General features: G+C 72.3%; 18 protein-coding genes. 7 read left to right on the forward strand and 11 right to left on the reverse strand.

All coding sequences use genetic code 11. The annotated features are described in order from the left end of the window. The first annotated feature begins 623 nt into the window (after nucleotides 1-623). The 6 genes from CD790_RS26450 (at nucleotide 624) to CD790_RS26475 (ending at nucleotide 6,606) form a co-directional block, all read left to right on the forward strand. Nucleotides 624-1,283 (forward strand): hypothetical protein, encoded by a 660-nt coding sequence (locus CD790_RS26450; protein WP_260867896.1) that lies wholly within the window; start codon nucleotides 624-626, stop codon nucleotides 1,281-1,283. Then, nucleotides 1,280-2,773 (forward strand): NADH-quinone oxidoreductase subunit NuoF family protein, encoded by a 1,494-nt coding sequence (locus CD790_RS26455; RefSeq protein ID WP_144385869.1) that lies wholly within the window; start codon nucleotides 1,280-1,282, stop codon nucleotides 2,771-2,773. The genes CD790_RS26450 and CD790_RS26455 overlap by 4 nt, the downstream gene beginning before the upstream one ends. A 175-nt stretch (nucleotides 2,774-2,948) precedes the next feature. Continuing rightward, on the forward strand, nucleotides 2,949-3,977 hold the full coding sequence (locus CD790_RS26460) for an SCO0930 family lipoprotein (protein ID WP_144386101.1): 1,029 nt from the start codon (nucleotides 2,949-2,951) through the stop codon (nucleotides 3,975-3,977). 2 nt (nucleotides 3,978-3,979) lie between these two features. Further along, nucleotides 3,980-4,402 carry a hypothetical protein gene (locus CD790_RS26465; protein WP_144385870.1) on the forward strand — a complete coding sequence of 141 codons (423 nt, stop codon included), beginning with the start codon at nucleotides 3,980-3,982 and terminating at the stop codon, nucleotides 4,400-4,402. Between the two features lie 201 nt (nucleotides 4,403-4,603). Next, the gene (locus CD790_RS26470) at nucleotides 4,604-6,124 is read left to right on the forward strand and encodes an MFS transporter (protein ID WP_144385871.1); all 1,521 of its coding nucleotides are present in this window, start codon (nucleotides 4,604-4,606) and stop codon (nucleotides 6,122-6,124) included. After that, complete coding sequence (locus CD790_RS26475; RefSeq protein ID WP_144385872.1) at nucleotides 6,121-6,606, forward strand: MarR family winged helix-turn-helix transcriptional regulator; 486 nt, start codon at nucleotides 6,121-6,123, stop codon at nucleotides 6,604-6,606. Before CD790_RS26470 ends, CD790_RS26475 begins: the two co-directional genes overlap by 4 nt. Before the next feature lie 81 nt (nucleotides 6,607-6,687). Here CD790_RS26475 and CD790_RS26480 read toward each other — a convergent pair whose 3' ends face one another. The 8 genes from CD790_RS26480 to CD790_RS26515 all read right to left on the reverse strand — a co-directional run bounded on the left by CD790_RS26480 (nucleotide 6,688) and on the right by CD790_RS26515 (nucleotide 16,668). After that, nucleotides 6,688-7,593 (reverse strand): UbiA family prenyltransferase, encoded by a 906-nt coding sequence (locus CD790_RS26480; protein WP_186319249.1) that lies wholly within the window; start codon nucleotides 7,591-7,593, stop codon nucleotides 6,688-6,690. Between the two features lie 59 nt (nucleotides 7,594-7,652). Next, nucleotides 7,653-9,434: an NAD(P)/FAD-dependent oxidoreductase gene (locus tag CD790_RS26485; RefSeq protein WP_260867897.1), complete on the reverse strand. Its 1,782-nt coding sequence runs from the start codon at nucleotides 9,432-9,434 to the stop codon at nucleotides 7,653-7,655. A gap of 50 nt (nucleotides 9,435-9,484) precedes the next feature. Continuing rightward, nucleotides 9,485-10,297 carry a TauD/TfdA family dioxygenase gene (locus CD790_RS26490; RefSeq protein WP_144385874.1) on the reverse strand — a complete coding sequence of 271 codons (813 nt, stop codon included), beginning with the start codon at nucleotides 10,295-10,297 and terminating at the stop codon, nucleotides 9,485-9,487. Then, entirely contained in the window at nucleotides 10,278-11,252 is a 975-nt protein-coding gene (locus CD790_RS26495) for an L-tyrosine/L-tryptophan isonitrile synthase family protein (protein WP_144385875.1), read from the reverse strand. Before CD790_RS26495 ends, CD790_RS26490 begins: the two co-directional genes overlap by 20 nt. A 157-nt stretch (nucleotides 11,253-11,409) precedes the next feature. Next, nucleotides 11,410-12,714, reverse strand: a complete 1,305-nt coding sequence (locus tag CD790_RS26500; RefSeq protein WP_222108305.1) for a cytochrome P450 — start codon at nucleotides 12,712-12,714, stop codon at nucleotides 11,410-11,412. A gap of 243 nt (nucleotides 12,715-12,957) precedes the next feature. Next, nucleotides 12,958-14,226: an effector-associated domain 2-containing protein gene (locus tag CD790_RS36660; protein ID WP_186319250.1), complete on the reverse strand. Its 1,269-nt coding sequence runs from the start codon at nucleotides 14,224-14,226 to the stop codon at nucleotides 12,958-12,960. A 34-nt stretch (nucleotides 14,227-14,260) separates the two neighbouring features. Further along, nucleotides 14,261-14,809 carry a hypothetical protein gene (locus CD790_RS26510; protein ID WP_144385878.1) on the reverse strand — a complete coding sequence of 183 codons (549 nt, stop codon included), beginning with the start codon at nucleotides 14,807-14,809 and terminating at the stop codon, nucleotides 14,261-14,263. 56 nt (nucleotides 14,810-14,865) lie between these two features. Next, the gene (locus tag CD790_RS26515; protein ID WP_186319251.1) at nucleotides 14,866-16,668 is read right to left on the reverse strand and encodes a hypothetical protein; all 1,803 of its coding nucleotides are present in this window, start codon (nucleotides 16,666-16,668) and stop codon (nucleotides 14,866-14,868) included. A 168-nt stretch (nucleotides 16,669-16,836) separates the two neighbouring features. Between CD790_RS26515 and CD790_RS26520 the strand changes: the two genes are divergently transcribed. After that, on the forward strand, nucleotides 16,837-17,325 hold the full coding sequence (locus CD790_RS26520; RefSeq protein ID WP_144385880.1) for a glutathione peroxidase: 489 nt from the start codon (nucleotides 16,837-16,839) through the stop codon (nucleotides 17,323-17,325). A 125-nt stretch (nucleotides 17,326-17,450) separates the two neighbouring features. Here the strand turns inward: CD790_RS26520 and CD790_RS26525 are convergent, their stop codons facing one another. From CD790_RS26525 to CD790_RS26535, 3 genes are all read right to left on the reverse strand, one after another. Continuing rightward, nucleotides 17,451-18,515, reverse strand: coding sequence for a zinc-dependent alcohol dehydrogenase family protein (locus CD790_RS26525; RefSeq protein WP_144385881.1), 1,065 nt, complete (start codon nucleotides 18,513-18,515; stop codon nucleotides 17,451-17,453). 372 nt (nucleotides 18,516-18,887) lie between these two features. Beyond that, nucleotides 18,888-19,697, reverse strand: a complete 810-nt coding sequence (locus tag CD790_RS26530) for an SDR family oxidoreductase (protein WP_144385882.1) — start codon at nucleotides 19,695-19,697, stop codon at nucleotides 18,888-18,890. A gap of 133 nt (nucleotides 19,698-19,830) precedes the next feature. Further along, nucleotides 19,831-20,970 (reverse strand): amidohydrolase family protein, encoded by a 1,140-nt coding sequence (locus CD790_RS26535; protein WP_144385883.1) that lies wholly within the window; start codon nucleotides 20,968-20,970, stop codon nucleotides 19,831-19,833.

The following is a 20,970-nucleotide window of genomic DNA, read 5'->3' on the forward strand; positions in this document are numbered from 1 at the left end:
CCTCGATCTGGCCGGGGCTAGAGACGCCCGGTGAAACAGGAGTTGAGGGTCCTCCTCCTGCGCCCTGATGGGCGCTCCTCAGCGCGGTCGGTGCGGGCTGCGGGATCTCCCCGCGGCCGACATCGGGTGGGGGGCAACCGAAGGTCGCGAACCGCAGAATGCGTGCATGGGGACACCTTCCACTCTCGGGGGGTGGTCGGGATCGGCGTCCGGACCGCCCGGATGGGCATCTTCCGCAGCCGCGTGGCGCGACGACTGCGTGCGCCGAAGAATTTGTCACACCGCGATAAAGCTTGTGAAGCTTCTGGGTAGACCCGAGATACTTCAGCACTCCGGCCGGTGCCGCTGGGCAACTCGGCCGGCCACCCCCCGACCTGGGCGTCGAGGTCCTTGTGAAGTGCTCGGCGCCGCGCGCTCGGAAGGCTTCGATGACCTTTTCCCCGACGCAGTCGCAAGTGCAAACAACAACAGAGGCATACGCACCGCCCCGCCCCCGCCGCAGGGGACGTCACGCCGGGCCGCCGCCTCGGCCCGGTGGCGGGCGACGCGCCGCCGGCCGCACCACCACGGCCCGCCGCCCCGCCCCTCCGCCGCTGGTCGGCCGCTCCGGCCCCCGCCCCGCCATGGTCGGCCTCTTCGCCGCGGCCGTGCTGCTCTCCCTGGCGGTGGCGGGTAACGCCGGCGCCTTCACCCGCTTCATGGACTTCCTCGACTTCGGCGCGGGCGTGCTGGCGCTCGTGTCGCTCAGCTCCACCGTGCTGTGGGGCCTGGTGGCCACCGATCGGCTGCTGCTCCAGTCCTCGCACCGGCTCGTCGCCCAGGCCGTCCACCGCGGCCTCGGCGTCTCCGGGCTGGGCTTCCTGGGCCTGCACATCTGGGTCAAGGTGGCCCGGGGGCAGGCCAGCGGCTCCTCCGCCGTCCTGCCGTTCACCGACAGCTCCCAGCCGGTCCTCATCGGTCTGGGCACGCTGGCCGGCTATCTGTTCGTGACGGTCGCGGTGACCGGGGCGCTGCGCAGCGCCTTCGCGCCCAAGGGGCGCTCCCAGTGGTGGCGGGCCGTGCACATGAGCGCCTACGTGGCCTGGGGCTCCGCTCTGGTGCACGGCCTCAAGTCGGGCCGCCTGGCGGCCGGTTGGGTGACCTTCGCCTACGCCCTGTGCCTGGTGGGGGTCGCCGCGCTGCTCGTCCATCGGCTGCGCGCCCGGACCGGAAGCGGTGGATCGGCGGCGCGGGCGAACGCCGCCGACCCCCGCCCCGGTGGCCGGCGCCGGTTCCGGCGGTGACCGGACCCTGGCCGACGCTCGCCTGTGTGGGCCCGCCACGGCTGCTGGCGGGCCTGGACGAGGTGGCGCGGCTGGACCGGGTGGGGCACCTGACGGTGCACGGCGCGCTGCCCGAGCTGCGCGCGGACGAACTGGTGGAACTGGCGGAGAACATCGACCTGCGCGGTCGGGGTGGCGCGGGCTTCCCGTTCGCCCGCAAGCTGCGGGCGGTGACCGCCTCGGCGCGCCGCCGCGACGGCCGGACGGCGGTGGTCGTCAACGGCAGCGAGGGGGAGCCCAGCTGTCTGAAGGACACCGCGCTCTGGCTGCACGCCCCCCACCTGGCGCTGGACGGCGCGCAGTTGGCGGCCGAGGCGCTGGGCGCCGAGGAGGTGGCGGTCGGGGTGACCCGGCCGGACGTGGAGCGCTCGATACGGGAGGCCATCGCCCAGCGCGCCCCCTCCGGGGGCTGCCCCATACGGGTGACCCTGCTGCCCGAACGCTTCGTCACCGGCGAGGGGACCGCGCTCACCAGCGGGCTCAACCGGGGCCCGGCGCTGCCCTCGGGGCGCAAGGTGCGCTCCAGCGACAGCGGCCTGTCCAGCCTCCCCACCCTGCTGTCCAACACCGAGACCTTCGCCCAACTGGCCGTCGCCGCCCGGCTGGGGGCGCTGCCGTACCGCGAGGCCGGGCTGCCCACCGAGCCCGGCACCGTGCTGCTCACCGTCGCCGGCCGGCAGGTGGTGGAGACCCCCACCGGGGTGCCGCTGACCTATGTCCTCCAGCTCTCCGGCACCGACGCCGGACAGGGCGTCCTGGTCGGCGGCTACCACGGTCGATGGCTGGGCCCGGAAGCCGCCCGCGCGGCGACGATCTCCCGCGCCTCGCTGGCCGCGTACGACGCGGTGCTGGGCGCGGGGGCGGTGCTGCCGCTGCCGCACGACACCTGCCCGGCCGGGGAGACGCTCCAGGTGGCGCGCTGGATGGCGGCCGAGTCGGCCGGGCAGTGCGGACCGTGCGTGCTGGGGTTGCCCGCGATGGCCGACGCGCTGGCCCGAGTGGTGTACGGAGGCGGGCGGAACGCCTTCGAGGCCCTGCACGGCCGGGTCAGGGCGGTCCGCGGCCGCGGCGCCTGCAGCCACCCCGACGGCACCTCCTCCTTCGTGGCCTCCGCGCTCGCGGCCTTCCCGGAGGAGTTCGAGGAGCACGCCTTCGGCTCCGGCTGCGGACGCGAGGTGCTGGGCGCCCTGCCGCTGCCCGCCGAGGAGGGCGGACCCGAGCCGGCGGCGGCGTCCGCGCCGGGGCGTGGCGGGGGAGAGGAACGGCTGATGGTGGACTGGACGCTGTGCCAGGGGCACGGGCTGTGCGCCGACATCATCCCCGGCGTCATCCAGCTCGACGCCGACGGCTACCCGGCGCAGGCCAGCATGCCGCTGCCGCGCCGACAGCGCCCCCGGGCCCTCCGCGCGGTGCGCCGCTGCCCGGCTCTCGCGCTGCGCATCCAGGAATGAACTGTTACCCGCCTGTTGCGCTTTTGACGCGATGTGACAAATTCCCCGGCCTTTGAACATCCGCGGCCTCGCCGCCCGTATCAAGGGGCACAACGGCGCGGCAGAGCCGGACCGAGAGAACCCGAACGCACCACCAGAACCGCATCGAAGGCGAAGGGAAACACACATGAGGAACATGAGGAACAAGCGGCACGCGGCATTCGCCGGAGCGGCGGCCACCCTCATCATGCTCACGGCCGGTGCCTGCGGCGGAGAGGACACCAAGTCCCAGGAGAGCAACAACAAGGTCCAGCCGGTCGGTGACACCAAGGACATCGGCAAGGACGGTTATGGAAAGGGGAAGGATTACGGATCCGACGGTTACGGGTCCGACGGCTACGGCGGCGACGCGGGCTCCGCGACCGACGGCGAGGGGGCGGACGCCAAGCCGGCCAAGCAGCTCTCCGTGCGGGAGGACGCCAAGCTGGGCGAGATCGTGACCGACAGCCGGGGCTTCACCCTCTACCGGTTCGACAAGGACACGCCCAAGCCTCCGAAGTCCAACTGCGACGGCGACTGCGCCACGGCGTGGCCGGTCGTCCCCGCCGACGACGCCTCGGCCGCGGCGGGCATGGACTCCTCGCTGCTCGGCTCGGTGGTCCGCTCCGACGGCAGCAAGCAGCTCACCCTGGGCGGCTGGCCGGTCTACCGCTTCGCCAAGGACACCAAGGCCGGCGACACCAAGGGCCATGGTGTGGGCGGCACCTGGAACGCCCTCGCCCCCGACGGCAAGAAGGCAGGTCAGGCGGGCGGCGGCGAGCAGGGCGAGGGCTGGGAGCAGGGTGCCGGTGCCGCCGACACCGAGCTGACCACCACCGAGGACCCCAAGCTCGGCACGATCATCGTCGACGGCAAGCGGATGACGCTCTACCGCTTCAACAAGGACAGCGCCTGGCCGATGAAGTTCGCCTGCAACGACGCCTGCCTGGACACCTGGAAGCCCGCCCCGCCGGTCGACAAGACCAAGGTCGAGGGCGTGGCCGACAAGCTGGTGACCACCGTCACCCGGCCCGACGGGACCAAGCAGCTCGCCATCGACTGCTGGCCGGTCTACACCTTCACCGGCGACGCCAAGCCCGGCGACACCAACGGCCAGGGCAAGCAGGGACTCTGGTTCGCCGTCACCAAGGACGGCAAGAAGGCGGGCGTCGCGGCCGGGGAGTGACGATGACCCCGCCTCCGCGGCACCCCGTCCTCGCCGTCACCGCCCTGGGTTGCGCATTCCTCCTGAGCGGCTGCGGCGGAACGGGAAACGCCGCCGAATCCGACCGGGAATCCCCGGCCCGGCCACAGTCCCTACGGAATATCGCCGACGCCATCGGCTGCACGGCCCAGATCAATGTCAAAGCCGAGGAACTCACCCAGGGCGGCTGCACCACCGAGCGCGGCACCTATAGCATGGTGACCTTCGCCGCGGATTCCGGACAGCGCGCCTGGCTCACCGAATCCGAGGCGTACGGCGGGAAATACCTCATCGGAAAGCGATGGGTCGTCGTCGCGCAATCCCTGGAATCCCTGGACGAGTTGCGCGGGAAGATCGGCGGCACCATCGAGGCGGCGGCCGGCCACAACGGCATGGCCTCGCACTGAACGCGCGCCCCACGCGCACCCGGCGGCGGCCCCGGGGTCCACCCGACCCCGAGGCCGCCGCCGCGCGCACCCGTTCCCTCCCCCTCCCCCCGGGCACGACCGTGTCTTGGCAGCGGCGCACCGCCCCCGCTACGGTGACCGTCAGCTCCACTGACGAATGTGACGGAAGGACAGTCGACCTCCGAACGGTGGGATCGGGCAGTGGCCAAGTGGCGAACGCTGGTCGCGGTGTCCCTCGCGACCTTCATGCTCCTGTTGGACGTCACGGTGGTGAACGTGGCGCTCCCACAGATCCAGCGGGACCTGGACGCCGACTTCGACGCCCTGCGATGGGTGATCGACGGCTATGCGCTGGCCCTCGCCGCCACCACACTGACCTTCGGTTCCCTCGGCGACCGGATCGGCCACCGGCGCACCTTCCGCTGGGGCCTGGTCGTCTTCTCACTCTCCTCGCTGGCCGCCGGGCTGGCCACCACCCCGCTCGCCCTCAACCTGTGCCGGGGCGTCCAGGGCATCGGCGGCTCCGCGCTGCTCGCCCCCTCGCTCGCCCTGCTCGGCGCCGCCTACCGGGAGCGCGACCGGGTGGTGGCGCTCGGCGTCTGGGGTGCCATCAACGGCGGCTCCCTGGCGATCGGCCCGCTGGTCGGCGGCGCTCTGGTCGAGTCCCTCGACTGGCGCGCCATCTTCTGGATCAACATCCCCGTCGGTGCCCTGGCCTGGCTGATGGTGCTGCGCGGCACCCCGGAGAGCCGCCGCGACCGGGTGCCCGGCCGCCTCGACCTGCCCGGGCTGCTGGCCCTGTCCGGCGGGCTGACGGCGCTGGTCCTCGCGCTCTTCGAAGGCAACGCGCGCGGCTGGACGAGCCCGCTCATCCTGGGACTCTTCGTCGCCGCCGCCGCACTGCTCGCCCTGTTCACCACGGTCGAGCGGCGCGCCGCGGACCCGCTGCTGGACCTCGGCCTGTTCCGCACGCCCAGCATCACCGGGGCCTCGCTGGCCGTGCTGGCGCTGGCCACCTCGGTCTTCGCCATGCTCACCTTCTTCGTCCTCTACCTCCAGAACGTCCTGGGACACGACGCGCTGGAGACCGGGCTGCGGCTCATGCCCATCACCACCGGCGCCTTCCTGGCCGCCGGGCCCGGCCTGGCGCTGGCCCAGCGGCTGCCGATACGGGCCGTCCTCAGCGGCGCCCTGGGATGCGCGGCCGCCGGGCTGCTGTTGATGTCCGCCAGTGTGGGGCCGGGCGACGACTGGACCGCGATGCTGGCCGGCGGGGTGCTCATCGGGCTGGGCATCGGCGCGTTCAACCCGGTCGTCGCCCGGGTGGCGCTGGGCACCGTGGCCCCGGCACGCGCCGGGATGGCCTCCGGACTGAGCAGCACCTGCCGGGTGCTCGGGGTGGCGCTCGGCGTCGCGCTGCTCGGCACCGTCTTCGACAGCCGGGTCCGCGACCGGTTCCAGGAGCTGGTCCCCTCCGCCGCGCCGGGGACCGCGGACGCGGTCAGCTCGGCCGGGCTCCAGGAGGTCGCCGCGCGGGCACCGGTCGGGACGCGCGAGCAGGTCGCGGCCGCCGCCGAGCAGGCGTTCGTCTCCGGACTCGACCACATCCTGCTGCTCGCCGCCGTCCTCGCCGCCGCCGGGGCGGTCGCCTCGGCCCTGCTCGTCAGGGGGAGCGACTTCCTCGCCGAGAGCGACGCCACGCCCGCTACCCTGAGTTCATGAACTCGCCTTCGCCTCTCGAAGACCTCTCAGTGGCGCCGGGCCTGCCACCGGGAGCGGTGCCGGAGGTGTTGGGCGAGTGCATCGGCTACCTCCTCGGACGCTCCCACGCCCTGATCCGCTCGCGCGCCGAACTCGCCTTCGCGGAGAAGGGGTTGAGCGTCAAGGAGTACGGGGTGCTGTGCATCCTGCACACCGAGGAGTCCTCCTCGCAGCAGGCGCTGGCGGAGCGCCTGGGAGTGGATCGCACGACCATGAGCTCCACGGTCGACGGCCTCGTACGGCGATCCCTGGTGCGCCGCACCCGCAACCCGCGCGACCGGCGCGCCTACCGGGTGTGGATGACCGCCGAGGGATATCGCACCGCCGAGGAGATCGAGGAGCGGGCGGCCGCCATCGACAAGGAGTTCACCGACCGGCTCTCGGAGGACGAGGCGCGCCGACTCAAGCAGCTGCTCGGGAAGTTGATCGCGTCCTGGGGATGACCGCCCCGACCGCCCCGACCGCCCCGACCGCCCCGACCGCCCCGACCGCCCCGACCGCGCCGGCCCAAGGCGGTCGACGGGTCAGCGGTGCGAGAGCACCAGCGCCGCGGAGGAGAGCACGCCCCAGGCGATCGCGGTGAGCCAGGCCGGCATTCTCCGGGCCGGCGGCCGCAGAGCCGCCACCGCGGCCTCCAGCGGCTTCCCCCGCACGGCGATCCAGATCGCCGCCAGCTCCCACAGCACCCAACCGGCCGCGAGCCCCAGCCCCAGCAGCCCCCAGGACGGGTCGCCGAGGGCGAGCAGCGACAGCGTGCAGGCGACTCCCCCGATCGTCACCATCGCCGCGCCCACCGCGACGGCGTTGGCCGGCCCCAACGTCAGCGCGGAGGTGCGCAGCCCGGCCTCGGCGTCCTCGGGGATGTCCTCGGCCGTGTTGACCAGGATCACGCCCTCCTGGAGCACGCTGTAGCCGGCGATGAGCGTCAGCAGCTCCCAGGGCGGCGCGGCGGCGTACACGCGAGTGACGATCAGCATCGGCAGCGTGAAGATGATGACGCACAGGGTCGGCACCTGCCACAGCCCGCGCGCCTTGAGGTGCAGCGGTCGCACCGAGTACTGGGCGGCCCACAGCAGTTCGAGCACGACCAGCGGTATCAGGTCCCAGTGTCGGGTCCACACGGCCAGCAGGGTGCCGAGCACCACCGCGGCCAGCCAGGTGAGCCGCATCTGCCAGCGCACATTGGACACGCCCAGCCGGTGGACGGCGCCGGAGAGCCGCACCTTGTACTTCGCGTCGAGGTCCCGGTCGGCGAGGCAGTTGATGATGTCGCCGAACTGGAAGAGCAGATAGGCCAGCACGAACGCGCCGGCGAACCGCCAGGAGACCACGGCGCCGAAGTCCGCGGCCATCAGCAGCGTGGGGATCATCACGATCGGGAACGCCGCCACCATGAACTCCGGCCGACGGATCGTCAGGGAGTCCCGCAAGACACCGCGCCACGGGCGGCGCGAGGCCGCCCGTGGCGTAGAGACGTGCGCACACATGATCAGCTCACATGGATCATTTCTGCTCGCACCAGGCGCTTGACGAGCTGGATCTGCGGCGGGCTGAGCCGCTCGCACAGCTCCCCGTAGCGCACCGGCCCCTCGTTCAGCAGCTCCCACAGTCCGGTGCCGCCGTCCCGCTCCAGCGCTCGGACCCCCATGCGGTCGGGGCCGTCGATGAAGTGGAAGCGCTGGCACGGCACCGGCTCGGACAGCGGGGCGGGAGCCATGTGGGAGTTGGCTATCGGGTCCTCCCAGTACTTCGCCATCGCGGCCTTGGCCTCATCCGGCAGCTCGTACGGCTGCGGCAGCTCCATGCCCTTGAAGCCCGGGATGTCCAGGCCCAGGGTCTCCCGCATGGCGACGTTCGGGGCGAGGGTGAGCACGGCGTCCGGGGCCGGGTCGGCCACCGCGCTGCCGAAGGCCCGCATGTACGGGCCGTCCCGCTCCAGGTCCTTCATCTCACCGCTGCCGTGGGTCATGATCCGCAGCAGGTCCGGCACCAGGGCCGTGTTGAGCAGCGCCTGGAAGGTCTGCTCCCGGATGTCCAGGTCCGGGCTCGACCCCTTGGAGTTCCAGTAGACGCTCTCCGGGGAGTACTTGCCGATGGCGTGGTACCACTGGTCGATGGCGAGGGCGAAGGTGTCCGCCATGCCCCGCCACTCGGTGTCGTAGTCGTGCCACAGCTCCTGCTTGACCTCTTCGGAGAGGTCCGGGTCGAAGGTGGACCGCAGCAGCAGCGCCGCCCCCATCGCCTGGGTCACCGCGAACGAGGCGCCCGAGGAGAACAGCGGGTCCACGAAGTACGAGGCGTCGCCCACGGCCAGCCAGCCCTGCTGGTAGGAGGCGAACCGCTCGCTGATCCGCGAGTAGTTGGTGGCGGTGAGCATGTGCTCCCGGACCGGCCGGGCCCGCTGCGTCATCTCCTTGAGCAGCGGCACCTGCCGGATGGTCTCCAGGAAGCGGGTCGGATCGGTGTAGTCCTTCTCCTTGTCCTCCAGCACGGCGGGGTTGGTGACGATGCCGATGGAGTGCACCGTCTTGCGCTCGCCGTCGACGAGCTGCCGGGTGGGGATGTACCAGATCCAGCCGTCGGTGAAGCTGAAACAGCCGATCGGCGACCAGGCGCGGTCGCGGAAGATGTTCCAGTCGCCGGGCAGGTTCTCGGTGAACTCGCAGTCCAGGAAGTGCGACCAGATCGCGATGTTCTTGTAGCCCGAGAGCCAGTCCCGGCGCTTGCGCTCCCCGAGCGGAGCCACGTTGTTCTGGCGGCCAGAGGCGTCGACGAAGAACCGTGCCCGGACGCTCCGGCCGTCCTTGAACGTCACGGTGCACAGGTCGTCGCCGGGCTCGGCGGGCTCGAAGGTGGCGACCTCCACCCCCTCGAAGACGTCCGCGCCGCAGTCGGCGGCGTGGTTGAGGAGGACGTGGTCGAACTCGGCCCGGTTGACATGCATGGACCAGCGGGGAACACCGTCGGAGATGACCGCGGCGTGTTCGAAGTAGGCGGCCGAGGGGTCACCGGGACCCCAGTTGTAGACCCCGCCGTACTTCTGGATCCAGCAGTCGCTCTCGAGCACCTTCTCCAGCGCGCCGCTCTCCTGGATGACCGGAACCAGCGGATGGGCGAAGGACTCACCGATGTGCTCGCGGGGGAAGATCTCCCGCTCCATGATCGCGACGCTTAACCCCGCGTCGCGGCGGAGGAAGGCGGCCAAGGTCGATCCGGCCGGACCGCCTCCCATGATGACGACGTCGTACTGGTCCTGCATGTGGCCTGTCAAGACCCGCTCCTTTCGAGCGGCCGTGCATCTGGCAGATGTCGCTGGACGTACTAGAGGATCTGGATGCGCTGCAACCACCGGGAGGAATCGCCGACGAAGGCGTTCCGGCCGTGGATCAGGGAGTGGTTCTCGGCGATGAGAATGTCGCCGCTCCGCCATCCGTGCGCATAGCAGTATTCCGGACGGTGGGTGATGTCCCGGATCTCCTCGATGAATGCCTCGTGTTCCGCCTCCGGAATTCCCTCCGGTTCCACGGAGAGCGGGTTGAGGAACTTGTCCGCGGGCAGCGGCTCGGCGTACCGAAGCACCTTCTCACCGGACTGCGGATGGATGTCGACGAGCGGTCGGGTCACCTTTCCGCCGTAGTGCGCGAGCTTGTCGGTCCGGTAGGTGATGTTGATGCCCTCCCACCGCCGCCGAAGTTCCTCGCTGGCATCCTGGTACACCAGGCGGGTATCGCAGAAGACCGTTTCCCCGCCACCCGCCTCCGGTGCCTCATGGCACTGGAACATGAAATAGTGCGGGGTGGCCTTGGCGAATGCCCCGTCCCAGTGGAACGGCACCGATCCGCGCGCGAACAGATAGTTCTTCGGGTCCTCCTGGATGTTCAGATCCAGGACCGCTCCGAAGTCCCACTGCAGAATCTCGCCCCAGGTCTCGCAATAGGCGACCCAGTCCTCCTTCTCCAGCAGCTTGAAGCCGCGGAGGACGACCACCTTGGCCTCGTCGGTCCACCGCCCGAGGGTTTCCGGGGCGATATCGCGGAAATCGGCGTCCCCGGCCGGCGATTCGAGGAGCACGCCGAAGGGGCTGAGCGGGGTGCGCTTGAGGTCGGTGACAGCGCTATCGGACGGGTTCGGCATTGATGCTGACTCCTACGGAACCGGGTGCGGGGGCGACGTAGTGGCTCGGCCGCTTGTTGCGCCAGACGAGGGTGGCCGACATCTCCTCGGCCGTCTCCTTCCGCACCAGGCGGAAGCCGCTGCCGTCGTCGAGGGCGACGGAGTGCCAGGGGGTGAACCAGTTCTCCGAGGTCTGCAGCAGCTGGAAGCCGATCTTCTCGGCGTGGCACTGCTGCGGGTGGATGGAGAGACGCAGGGAGCGCGGGAAGCGCTCGGCGACCAGACGGCTCCAGGCGTCGCTGCGCTGGATCACGGAGTAGGCGGTGCCCTTGGCCTGCTCCCGCATCCGGTTGCGGCTGAGCCCGGCGTTCTCGGGGAGCCCGGACTGGTCTTCGAAGACGAACCGGTGGATGCCGTTGAACAGGTACTTGGAGTTCTGGTCGGTGCTGACCTGACGGCGGAGCTCTTCCAGCGGCGTCGCGTACTTGAACGTCAGTTCCTCGCGCATCAGCGAGTAATCGGCCGGCGGGAAGGCGTCGTCGAGCGAGTACAGATCGATGTTCTCGCAGCCGGAGGTCTCGATCATTCGGACCAGCTCGGCGCGGTATTCATCGATGGTGTCGTCCGGAACCCTCACCAGGTCGCCGAACACATGGCCGTCGGAGGCTATTCGGACCCGGGCGCCCGGGGCGTGGAAGTGGCTGATCTGCTCGCAGAACGCCTGCAGGAATTCGACGGCGAGTCGCTCGCCGTGGTCGGGCAGATGGCCCAGGACCTTGTTGGGGTTGGGTGATTTGGCCGGGAAGGCGAGAATGACGAACTCGATCGGTAACTGCTGGCTGAGGAAGTACTCCAGCTTGTCCCGGTGAATGTCGATGCATGTCTCGCAGGGGTTCTCGGCGCACGGATCCTGCGGATTCTGCGTGCGGCGGAACCGGAAGACGTGCTTAAGGATCTGGGCGGCAAGGTCGCTCATCCAGGACTCTCCCCCGTGGATACCTTCTGGACGGGAATGAACTTTTCTTCGATTCGCACAGTGAAGCTCAGGCTAGAGGCTAACTCGTGCTGAGGGCAACGTTTTCCGTCGAGTCGATCTATCAAACTTTGATGATCATCGAAACGGAGTCATTGCTTCAGGTGCGCTCCAGCCGTACGGGAAGGCCGTCCCGCGGGATCGGCAAGGTGCTCATGTCCACCGGCATGGTGTACCCCGGCGGCACGCTCCAGCGGTGGCGCAGCAGCAGTTGGTGTAGCACCGCCTTGATCTGGAGCCCCGCGAACCGCTGGCCGACGCACTTGTGCACCCCGCCGCCGAACGGCGCCCAGGCCAGCGGATGCACCTTGTCCTCGCGTCGGTCCTCGGCGAACCGCCCAGGGTCGAAGCGCTCCGGGTCCGGCCAGTACTCGGACAGCCGATGGGTGGCGTGCAGCCCGAGTACCAGTCTGGTGCCCGCCGCCACATGGTGCCCCAGCAGCTCGGTGTCCCGGACCGCCCGGCGCATGAGCACCGGCACCGGGGTGTGGAGTCGCAGGGCCTCCTTCATCACCAGGTCCACCGCGACCAGTCGGTCCAGGTCCGCGTAGCCCAGCACCGGGGTGCCCACCGCCCGGCTCTCCTCCCGGGCCCGGTCCTGCCACTCCGGGTGTCTGGCCAGGTAGTAGAGCATCGCGGTCAGAGTGATCTTGACGGTGTCGTGGGCCGCCATCAGGAGGAAGACCATGTGATTTATCACATCGTCGTCCGTGAAGCGCAGCCCGTCGTCGGTGCGCAGCCGACACAACACGCTGAACAGGTCCTCGCCGTCCCCGGCCCGCTTCTCCGGCAGCTTGCGGGCGAAGAAGTCCTCCAGTGTCCGGCGTCCGCGCAGCCCGGCCGACCAGCGGCTCAGCGGCAGCGGGAACCGGATCACCGCGGGTCCGGCCCGTACCGTGTCGATGAAGGCGCGGCTCACCCGGTCCGCCTCGGCCCCCAGCCGCAACCCCAGGAACACCTCGGTGGCCAGGTCCAGCGTCAACTGCTTCATCGCCGGCAGCACCCGGAAGTCGGGCCCCGGCCGCCAGCCGGCCAGCCCCTGGGCGATGCCCGTGTTGAGTGCGGTGAGATACCCGGCGAGCCGGTCGCGGGTGAACGCGCCCTGCATCACGCGTCGGTGGTCCAGGTGCTCGGCGAAGTCCAGCAGCATCAGCCCGCGATGGAAGAACGGGCCGATGAAGTACTCCCAACCCTCCCCGCTGGCATACGCCTTGTGCGGATTGGTCAGCACCTCGGCCAGGGCGTCCGGTCCGGTGAGCATGACCAGCCGGGTGCCGAACGCGCGCGTCCAGGTCACCGGGCCGTAGCGGGCGTACTGCTGGAGCCACCAGGGCAGCGGATCGCGCACCAGTGTCAGCGACGTACCGATCAGTGGGAGCCCGGCGGTGCCCTGGACGGCGGTCAACCCGCTCTGACGAGGCGGTTGGGCAAGCGCCCGCGGCCGGGATATTCGTGCGGTAAGAGACATGACCCGCCTTCCCCCGTGTTTCGTCATGATGGCGCGTCAAGGGCCACTGTAACGGGCCGCCTTCGAAGGGCATGGGCGCCAGGGTCACCTGTACAGAACAGACACAAGCGGAGCAACCGCTGCTGCATCAGCGGATGGTGCGGGCGTCCGACCGTCCCGGGGAGACCCTCGGGGCGGGGCTCAGCCCAGTCCCAGCTCCGTCACCAGTGCGGCGAACCGGGCCGCCGCGGGGGAGCGCGGCGCGATGAGCAGCACGCCTTCGACGAGCTCGACCCAGGCGCCGTAGTCCTCACAGGTGCGCAGCAGCGACAGCGCCTCGGGCCGACTCGCCCCGTGCCGGCCCACCGCGGTGCCCATGGTGGGCAGCGCGTCCAGCAGCAGCTGCCAGGTGGCGGGGGCGGTCAGGTCCCGGATGGCCAGCAGGCCGTCGGTCAGAAGGGTGAGTTCGGCGACCGACAGCCGACCGGGGCGGGTGCGGCGGGCGGTGGACGGGGCGGCCATGGACACCGGCGCCGCCGGCGTCACCGGTGTCGCAGAGGTCGGCGGGGCCCCCGGGGCCACCGGGGCCGCCGTGCTCACCGAGGTCGCCACGGGGGGTGCCGCGGGCGCCGAGGCCGTCGTGCGGACCGCCGCCGGGTGCGGAGGCGCCGGCTCCGGGACGGCCGCGGGCAGCCGACTGATCACCTCGTAGGCGAAGGCGGCCGCATGGTGGGAGGCGATCGGCTGCCAGCGCTCGTCGTGCGCCTCGCCCTTGTCGTCGAGCAGGTCGGAGATCCCCCGGACCACCAGCGCCGGGACCTCCTCGTTCACATGGGCGCCGGCCAGGAAGCCGAAGCCCTCCATGTCGACCGCCACGGCGTCGCCCGCGCTCCCGGCGAGCCGCCGGCCCACCTCCGACAGCTGGTGCCCCACCACCCGCCCGCCCGCGGCGATCGGCTTGACATGGGCCCGTGGGCCGTCGGCGGACGCGCCCGGGAGCCGTCGCCGCCAGGTCCCGTCGGCCGCGACGAGCTGGGCCAACTGCACCAGGGAGTAGGCGGAGTGATGGGTCTTCTGACGGGGCAGGAAGCCCGCCTCGGTGTCCTTCCCCGTCTCGTAGTCGTAGACCACGTCGGCGGCCACCACATCGCCCAGCGCCACGTCCTTGCGGCCCCCCGCCACCCCGACGAACAGCAGCGCCCGCGGCGCGAACAGGGCCACCGAGCGCTCGGCCGACACCGCGGCCTGCGGATTCCCGGGACCCGTCATATGGATGGCGACCCTCCGCTCCACCGGGCCGTCGCGGAAGCCGCCCAGCTCGAACCACGAGCCGCGGGCGCTGACCGTGCGCAGGCCCCGCAGCGGTTCGCGCACCGCCCGGTACTCCACGCCCAGCGCGGTCAGCACGACCACGTCGACCCGATCCCCGTCCGCCGCCGGGCCCCGCTCTCCACTCTCACCGAACCGCACAGCTCCCCCTTGTGAACACGGGCCGACCATGGTGTCACGGGCCGCGAAGGTCCGCGTAGAGCGCTATCTGCACCCCCAGCAGGACGATCAACGCCACCTCCAGGACCGACAGCGTGAGCAGCGCCGGATTGACCGGGCCCTGGACCCAGTAGACGATCAGGGACGCGGCCGGCGCGGCGCAGAAGATCAGCAGATCGACGGCGAGTTGCAGTCGCTTGCGGGAGACCCGGCGTCGGTCGCTGCGGTGCGCCGTCTCCCAGCCGAAGACCCCTCTGGGCTGGCCCCCGGCGAGGGCGGCGAGCCGCGGGCCGAGGTCCTCGCGGACATAGCGTCCGATGGCCGAGATCTTCTCGTCGTTGACCAGGTAGGTCCAGCCGAGGAGCACGGTGGCGGGCGGCAGGAGCAGTAACAACTCGGTGTGGCCGTCGTTCTGGAGCGTGAAGGTGATGATGGCCGCCATGGAGGCGAGTGTCGCGTAGAGCAGATTGTCGCGGAACCCGATCCGCGCCCGTTGCTCCTCCTTCACCTGCTCGTACTCCACGATGAGCAGCCGGCCGGCCATCGCGTCCTCCTCGCTCGCCATGGTTCCCCCTGTTCGCTCGCTGCGGTCGCTGTCGCGCTCGTCGATGTCGTCCCCGTTCAGCCGAGGTCCTCATGCGCGGCCCGGCGCAGCGCGGCCTGCAGCGTGCGGATGTGCGGGCGCTCGGCGGGGTCGGCGGCGAGCGCGCGGCGCAGGACGCGAGGGAGGGCATGGGGGAGGGAGTGGGGGAGGGGGCTGGATGTGCCGGGGGCGGGGCGGCCGGTGACCAGGCGGGCGCAGACGACGGCCAACCGGTGGACGTCGGCGCTCTCACCGGCCGCCGTGTCGCCCGCGGCGGGCACCCGGCAGGCGAGCCCGAGGTCGCGCAGGGCGAAGCGCGTGGCCGTCGGCCCACCACCGAGGACCACGATCCCGGCCGGGCCGAGGCGGCGATGGCTGAAGCCCAGCTCGTGCAGGCCGGCCAGGGTGTCGCAGAGCGCCGCCAGCCCGGTGAACAGCCGGAACCGGCGCCACGGGTCGAGGGGACGGCCGTCGGCGTCGAACGCGGCGGCCAGGGTCTCGCACGGATGCCCCGTCACCTCCTGGCGCGGCCAGACGACGGTGAGCACCGGCGCCCGACCGGGCACATACCGGTCCAGCCGGGGCAGCCCCGGCACCCGCTCTCCCAACGCGGGCAGCACGTCCCGTTCCTGGGCCAGCGCCTGGCGGGCGTCGCGCGCCCCGAGGGTGTCCCGGACCGCCGTGACCTGGCGCAGCCAGACGTAGCAGGCCCGCGGTCCCTCGCCGCGCAGGGCCAGGGACTGCCGCTCGATCAGGGAGCCGTCGGCGGAGTGATGCTCCTCGCGGGTCTCCTCGTGCAGGACGTAGGACTCTCCGCCGAGGAGCACGCGCGGCCTGCTACCGCCCTCGGTCCCGGCTCCGCCGCCGTTCCCGTTCTCGACTCCGCTGTCGCCACCGCCGGCCGTCGCGAGAGCCGACGGGGTGCGCCCGGCGTATCCGAGCCGGTCGCCTGGCCGGTGGCCTGCGGGGTCTCCGTACGGGTCGGACAGGCCACCGGCCAGATCGTCGGACAGGCCACCGGGCAGGGCGTCGGGAGCGGGCTCCAGGGCGAGCTCGCGGACCAGGGCGACGGCCAGGGCGGCGGCGTGCCGGGCGGCGGCCTGCCGGGACGCCATCGGCCGGGCGTCGGCGGCGTCCGCCGTCCGCTCGCCCCCGTCCACCCGATCGCTGATGCCGCGCACGATCAGCGCGGAGAGCGCGTGGTTGAGATGGGCCGCGTGGACCACCCCGGCCCCCTCCGTCTCCACGGCGACCGCGTCGTTGTAGCTGCCGCGCAACCGCCGCGCGAGCGCCGAGGAGACGGACCGCAGCACCACGTCGCCCGCCGCGATCGGCTCCAGATGCACCCGCGGCGGGCGCTTCCGGGCGGCGGCCGGCAGCAGCCCGACCCAGGAGCCGGTCCGGTGCAGCCGACGGACCCGCTGCTCCAGATGATGGGGCGCCAGATAGCCCGACGGCCGCGCCTGGAAGCCCTCGTCCGACTCCCGCCCGCCCTGGTAGGCGTGCACCTTGGTCGCCACGACGACATCGCCGACGGCGATGTCCTCCCGCAGCCCTCCGGCCACCCCGACGAACAGCACCGCCCGCGGCCGGAACAGGGCCGCCGCCCGCTCCGTGATCACCGCCGCGCCCTGCGCCCCCGTGCCGATCTCGGCCAGCGCGACCCGCCACGCGGTGCCGGGCACGGTGCCGAGCTCGAAGAGGGTGCCGGCCCGGTGCGCACACGGCCGCAGATCCTCCAGATACGCGCTGACCGCCGCGTACTCCAGGGGCAGCGCGGTCAGCACGACCACCACGGGCGCCCGGCCGGGTGCGTCCTCCACCTCGTACACCGCGGTCATACACCTCGGCCTTCGGTCGCGGTCCGAACACTGCCGACCACATGATGTTACCGGGAACGGTGGGGGTGGAGCGGGTGAAAGGTCAGGTGGAGCGGCCATGACCGGTGCGTCGCGGGGTGGTTGACTGGGGTCCGGAAGCGACGACCGACGAAAGCGGGTCTGACGACGATGAGCCTGTACGACATCCCCCTGCGCACCCTCTCCGGCGAGCCGACCACGCTCGGCGCGCACCGGGACAAGGCCGTGCTCCTGGTCAACGTGGCCTCCAAGTGCGGGCTGACCCCGCAGTACGAGGGCCTGGAGCGGCTCCAGCGGCGGTACGTGGAGCGCGGCTTCACCGTCCTGGGCGTGCCCTGCAACCAGTTCGCCGGGCAGGAGCCGGGGACGGATGAGGAGATCCAGACCTTCTGCTCCACCACCTATGGCGTCACCTTCCCCCTCCTGGAGAAGCTCGACGTCAACGGCGAGGACCGACACCCCCTCTACACCGAGCTGACCCGCACCCCGGACGCGACCGGCGAGGCCGGCGACGTCCAGTGGAACTTCGAGAAGTTCCTGGTCTCCCCGCGCGGCGAGGTCGTCGGCCGGTTCCGCCCGCGCACCGAGCCGGAGGCCCCCGAACTGGTGGCCGCGATCGAGGCCCAGCTCGCCGGCTAGCGAGCGGCCGCCCGGCGGGCGCCGTCGGTGCGGCCGACGACACCCCGGGGCTCCCCGCGCGGGCCGACCGGCGTTCCGCGGCCTCCCCCCCCGGCATCCCGGGCGTGGGAGAGGCCGCCGGGCCGTCACCCCGCGAGCGGCTGGCGGAGATGGGGCTCGATGACGGTGACGCCCGTGCCGCCCCGGGCCGCCAGGCCGACCAGCGCCTCCGGGGCCTGGTCGAGGCCGATGGTGTGGGTCACCAGCAGGTCGGGGCGCAGCACCTTCGCCTTGACCATCTCCATCATCGGCGGGTAGGCGTGTGCCGCCATGCCGTGGCTGCCGAGCAACCGGAGTTCCAGGGCGATCACCCGGTCCATCGGGAGCATCGGGTTCCCGGCGGCCGGCGGGAGCAGGCCGACCTGGACGTGGCGGCCATGCCTGCGCAGGCTGTTGATGGACGCGGCGCAGGTCCGCGGGGAGCCCAGGGCGTCGAGGGAGAGGTGGGCGCCACCGCCGGTGGCGTCCTGGACGGCCTCCGCCACGGAGCCCAGCACCGAGGAGGCGTCGATGCACTGCGCCGCGCCGAACCGCCGGGCCAGGTCGAGCGCGTGGGGCGAGATGTCGACCGCGACCACCCGCGCCCCCGCCGCCGCGGCGATCATGACGGCCGAGAGGCCCACACCGCCGCAGCCGTACACCGCCACCCACTCGCCCGGTGTGACCTGGCCCTGCGCCACCACGGCGCGGAACGCGGTGGCGAAGCGGCAGCCGAGGCCGGCGGCGGTGGTGAAGGACAACTCCTCGCGGATGCCGACGAGATTGATGTCGGCGTTCTCGATCGGGACGTACTCCGCGAACGACCCCCAGTGGGTGAAACCGGGCTGTGACTGTCGCTCGCACACCTGCTGCGCGCCCTCGGCGCAGGCTCCACACCGACCGCAGGCGCAGACGAAGGGCACGGTGACCCGCTGACCCGGCCGCCAGTTGGCGACGTCGGGGCCCACCGCCTCGACGACCCCGGCCAGTTCGTGGCCGGGGACGTGCGGCAGCCGGATCTCCGGGTCGTGTCCCATCCAGCCGTGCCAGTCGCTGCGACACAGCCCGGTCGCCTCGACCCGGATGACCGCGCCGCCGCGGGCGGGAGCGGGATCCGGGACCTCCCGGACCACCGGCCTGCGCCCGAACGCATCGAAGACCACCGCACGCATAGGCCCGCTCCCTCGCTCCTCAACGCCGGTCACCCGACGACGGCGCGGTACGCCGCGCGCGACCGCCCCCCGGTCGCGCGATGTCTGGGCACATTCTTGCCATGCCCCCGCGTGTTCCGCACGTATCGTTGGCCGTCGCCCGTATTTCCGGATCGTTTCCGGGAGGCCGGGCAGCGGAGCCCCTGGCCGCACCGCGGAACCGTACGCCCGGCCCCGGACCGTCCCGCTGAACCCGCCGCTGGAGCCGCCGCCGGCGGTGGAGCGATTGCCGCCGGGGGAGCCCTCGACTGCGGCGGAGCCTCAGCCGGCACCGATACCTCAGCCGGCACCGACACCTCAGCCGGCACCGATACTTCAGCCGGCGCCGGGGCCTCAGTCGGCGGTGGAGCCGTCGCCGTCGCCGGAGCGCCGCGCCTCCGCCATCTCGCGCATGGTACGGGCGCCCACCCGGCGTTGCACCGCCCCGGCCACCCCCGGGAACAGCCCGCCGATCACGCCGCTCAACCGCAGCTCCAACGGCGCGATGGTGACCTCGCCGCGGTCGCGCTCGACGGCACGGATCGTGGCCGCCGCCACCTGGCCCGGGGAGACCGTGCGCACCCCTGGCGGCAGCGTGGCGCCCGAGTCGGCGAACATGCCGACGTCCCGGACGAACCCGGGCTGCACGATCGACACGCCCACGCCCGAGCCGTGGAGTTCCTGCCGCAGGGCGTGGGCGAAGCCGCGCAGCCCGAACTTCGTGGCGTTGTAGAGCGCCGCGCCGGGGGAGGCGGTGCGGCCGGACAGCGAGCCGACCAGCACGATGTGGCCGCGCCGCGCCTCCACCATGCCCGGCCCCAGCATCCGGGCGAGCGCGATCGGCGCCCTGAGGTTCACCTCCAGCGACCGGTCGATGTCCGCGAGCGGGCTCTCCAGCACCGGACCGCTGGAGGACTGGGCCGCGTTGGCGATGAGGATGTCGACGCCGGCGGCCTCCTCGGCGAGGCGGGCCAGGTCCTCGCGGTCGTTCAGGTCGGCCACGATCGCCCGCCCGCCGACGGAGTCGGCCAGCTTCCGGAGGGGCTCGGCGCGCCGCCCGGTCAACAGCAGGTCGGCGCCCCTGGAGGCGAAGGCCCGGGCGAGGGTCCGCCCGAGACCGCCGGTGGCGCCGGTGATGAGGACGGTCGATCCGGATACGTGCATGCGCTCCACCTCGGGCGACGGGTCAGGGGTCCGCACGAACGCTACCCGAGGGGCCGCCCACCGGGAGCCGGGGACGCGGCGGCCCCTCGGGATCGGCCGCCCACCGGTTCCCCCTGGTCGGACCGCCCCGCGGCTACGGCGCCGGAAGCCCGTACACCCGCCGCGCGTTGTCCGCCGCGATCAGCGCCGCGACGCGCGCCGCGTCGTCCCGGGCCCAGGCGCCGCTGGTCACCCAGCGCGCCACCAGGGTGGCCAGGGCCTCCCGGAACAGCCGCACGCCCACCGTGTACAGCTCCGGCAGCCCGTAGGCGTCGGTGGAGAACAGCACCTTGCCGAACGGGGCCAGCTCCAGCACCTCGCCCAGCACGGCCTCGGCGCGCGCCCCGCTGTGGGTCAGCGCCAGCCCGACGTCGGCGTGCACATGGGGGTACATGGCCGCGAGGTACGCCGCGTTCCGGTGGTACGGGTAGCCGTGCAGCAGGACGAGCGGGGCGCCGGTGGGGCCTACCGCCCGGATGAAGTCGGTCAGCAGCAGCGGGTCGCAGCGGTGCAGCGAGAGGTCCGGGTCGCCGAACCCGGTGTGCAGTTGCAGCGGCAGACCGGTGGCGACCGCGGACCACAGCAGATGGCGCAGCAGCACCGGATCGGCGAGCCGGCCGCCGGCGGGGCGCTCGGTGAGCCACCAGGCGGCCGCCGCCAACACCTCCGTCTCCCCGGGCGGACCGGGTGCGAAGTCCAGTCCATGGCGGTAGCCGACGACCGACTTGAAGGCGATCGCGGAACGGGCCGCCGCACGGACCGCCTCGCCGAGGTCGGCGACGAAGGCGTGGGTGGTGCGGGCGTCGTCGGCGACCCGCTCCGCCAACTGCTCCAGCCGCACCACCTCGTGGGCGGTCGCGGAGCCGGCGGCGGCCGCGAGCTCCCCCGGAGTGGTCAGCTCGCCCGGCAGCCCGGTGTCCACCAGGAACGCGCCGATGCCCAGCCCGCCCAGCAGCCGCGAGGTGGCCTCGACGGCCCCCAACTCCCGCCGCCGCGCCAGATAGCGCTCGGGAGGGCAGTGCGGTTCGAGTCCGAGCAGCGGCGGACACCAGCGTCGCACCGCGAAACCGGCCTGGGTGTCGAAGAAGCTGGTGCCCGGCGCGGCCGGCGCGTCCGACTCGGTGAGCAGCGCCTCGAACGCGGCCGCGTCGAGGTCGGCGCGGACCACGCCATGGCAGTGGTGGTCCACCAGCGGCGGCAGGGGGAACGCCTCCGGGTCCGGTGCCGAGGCCAT

Origin of the sequence: Streptomyces sp. SAJ15, from assembly GCF_007595705.1 — a bacterium.
In the GTDB taxonomy this organism is placed as follows: domain Bacteria; phylum Actinomycetota; class Actinomycetes; order Streptomycetales; family Streptomycetaceae; genus Streptomyces.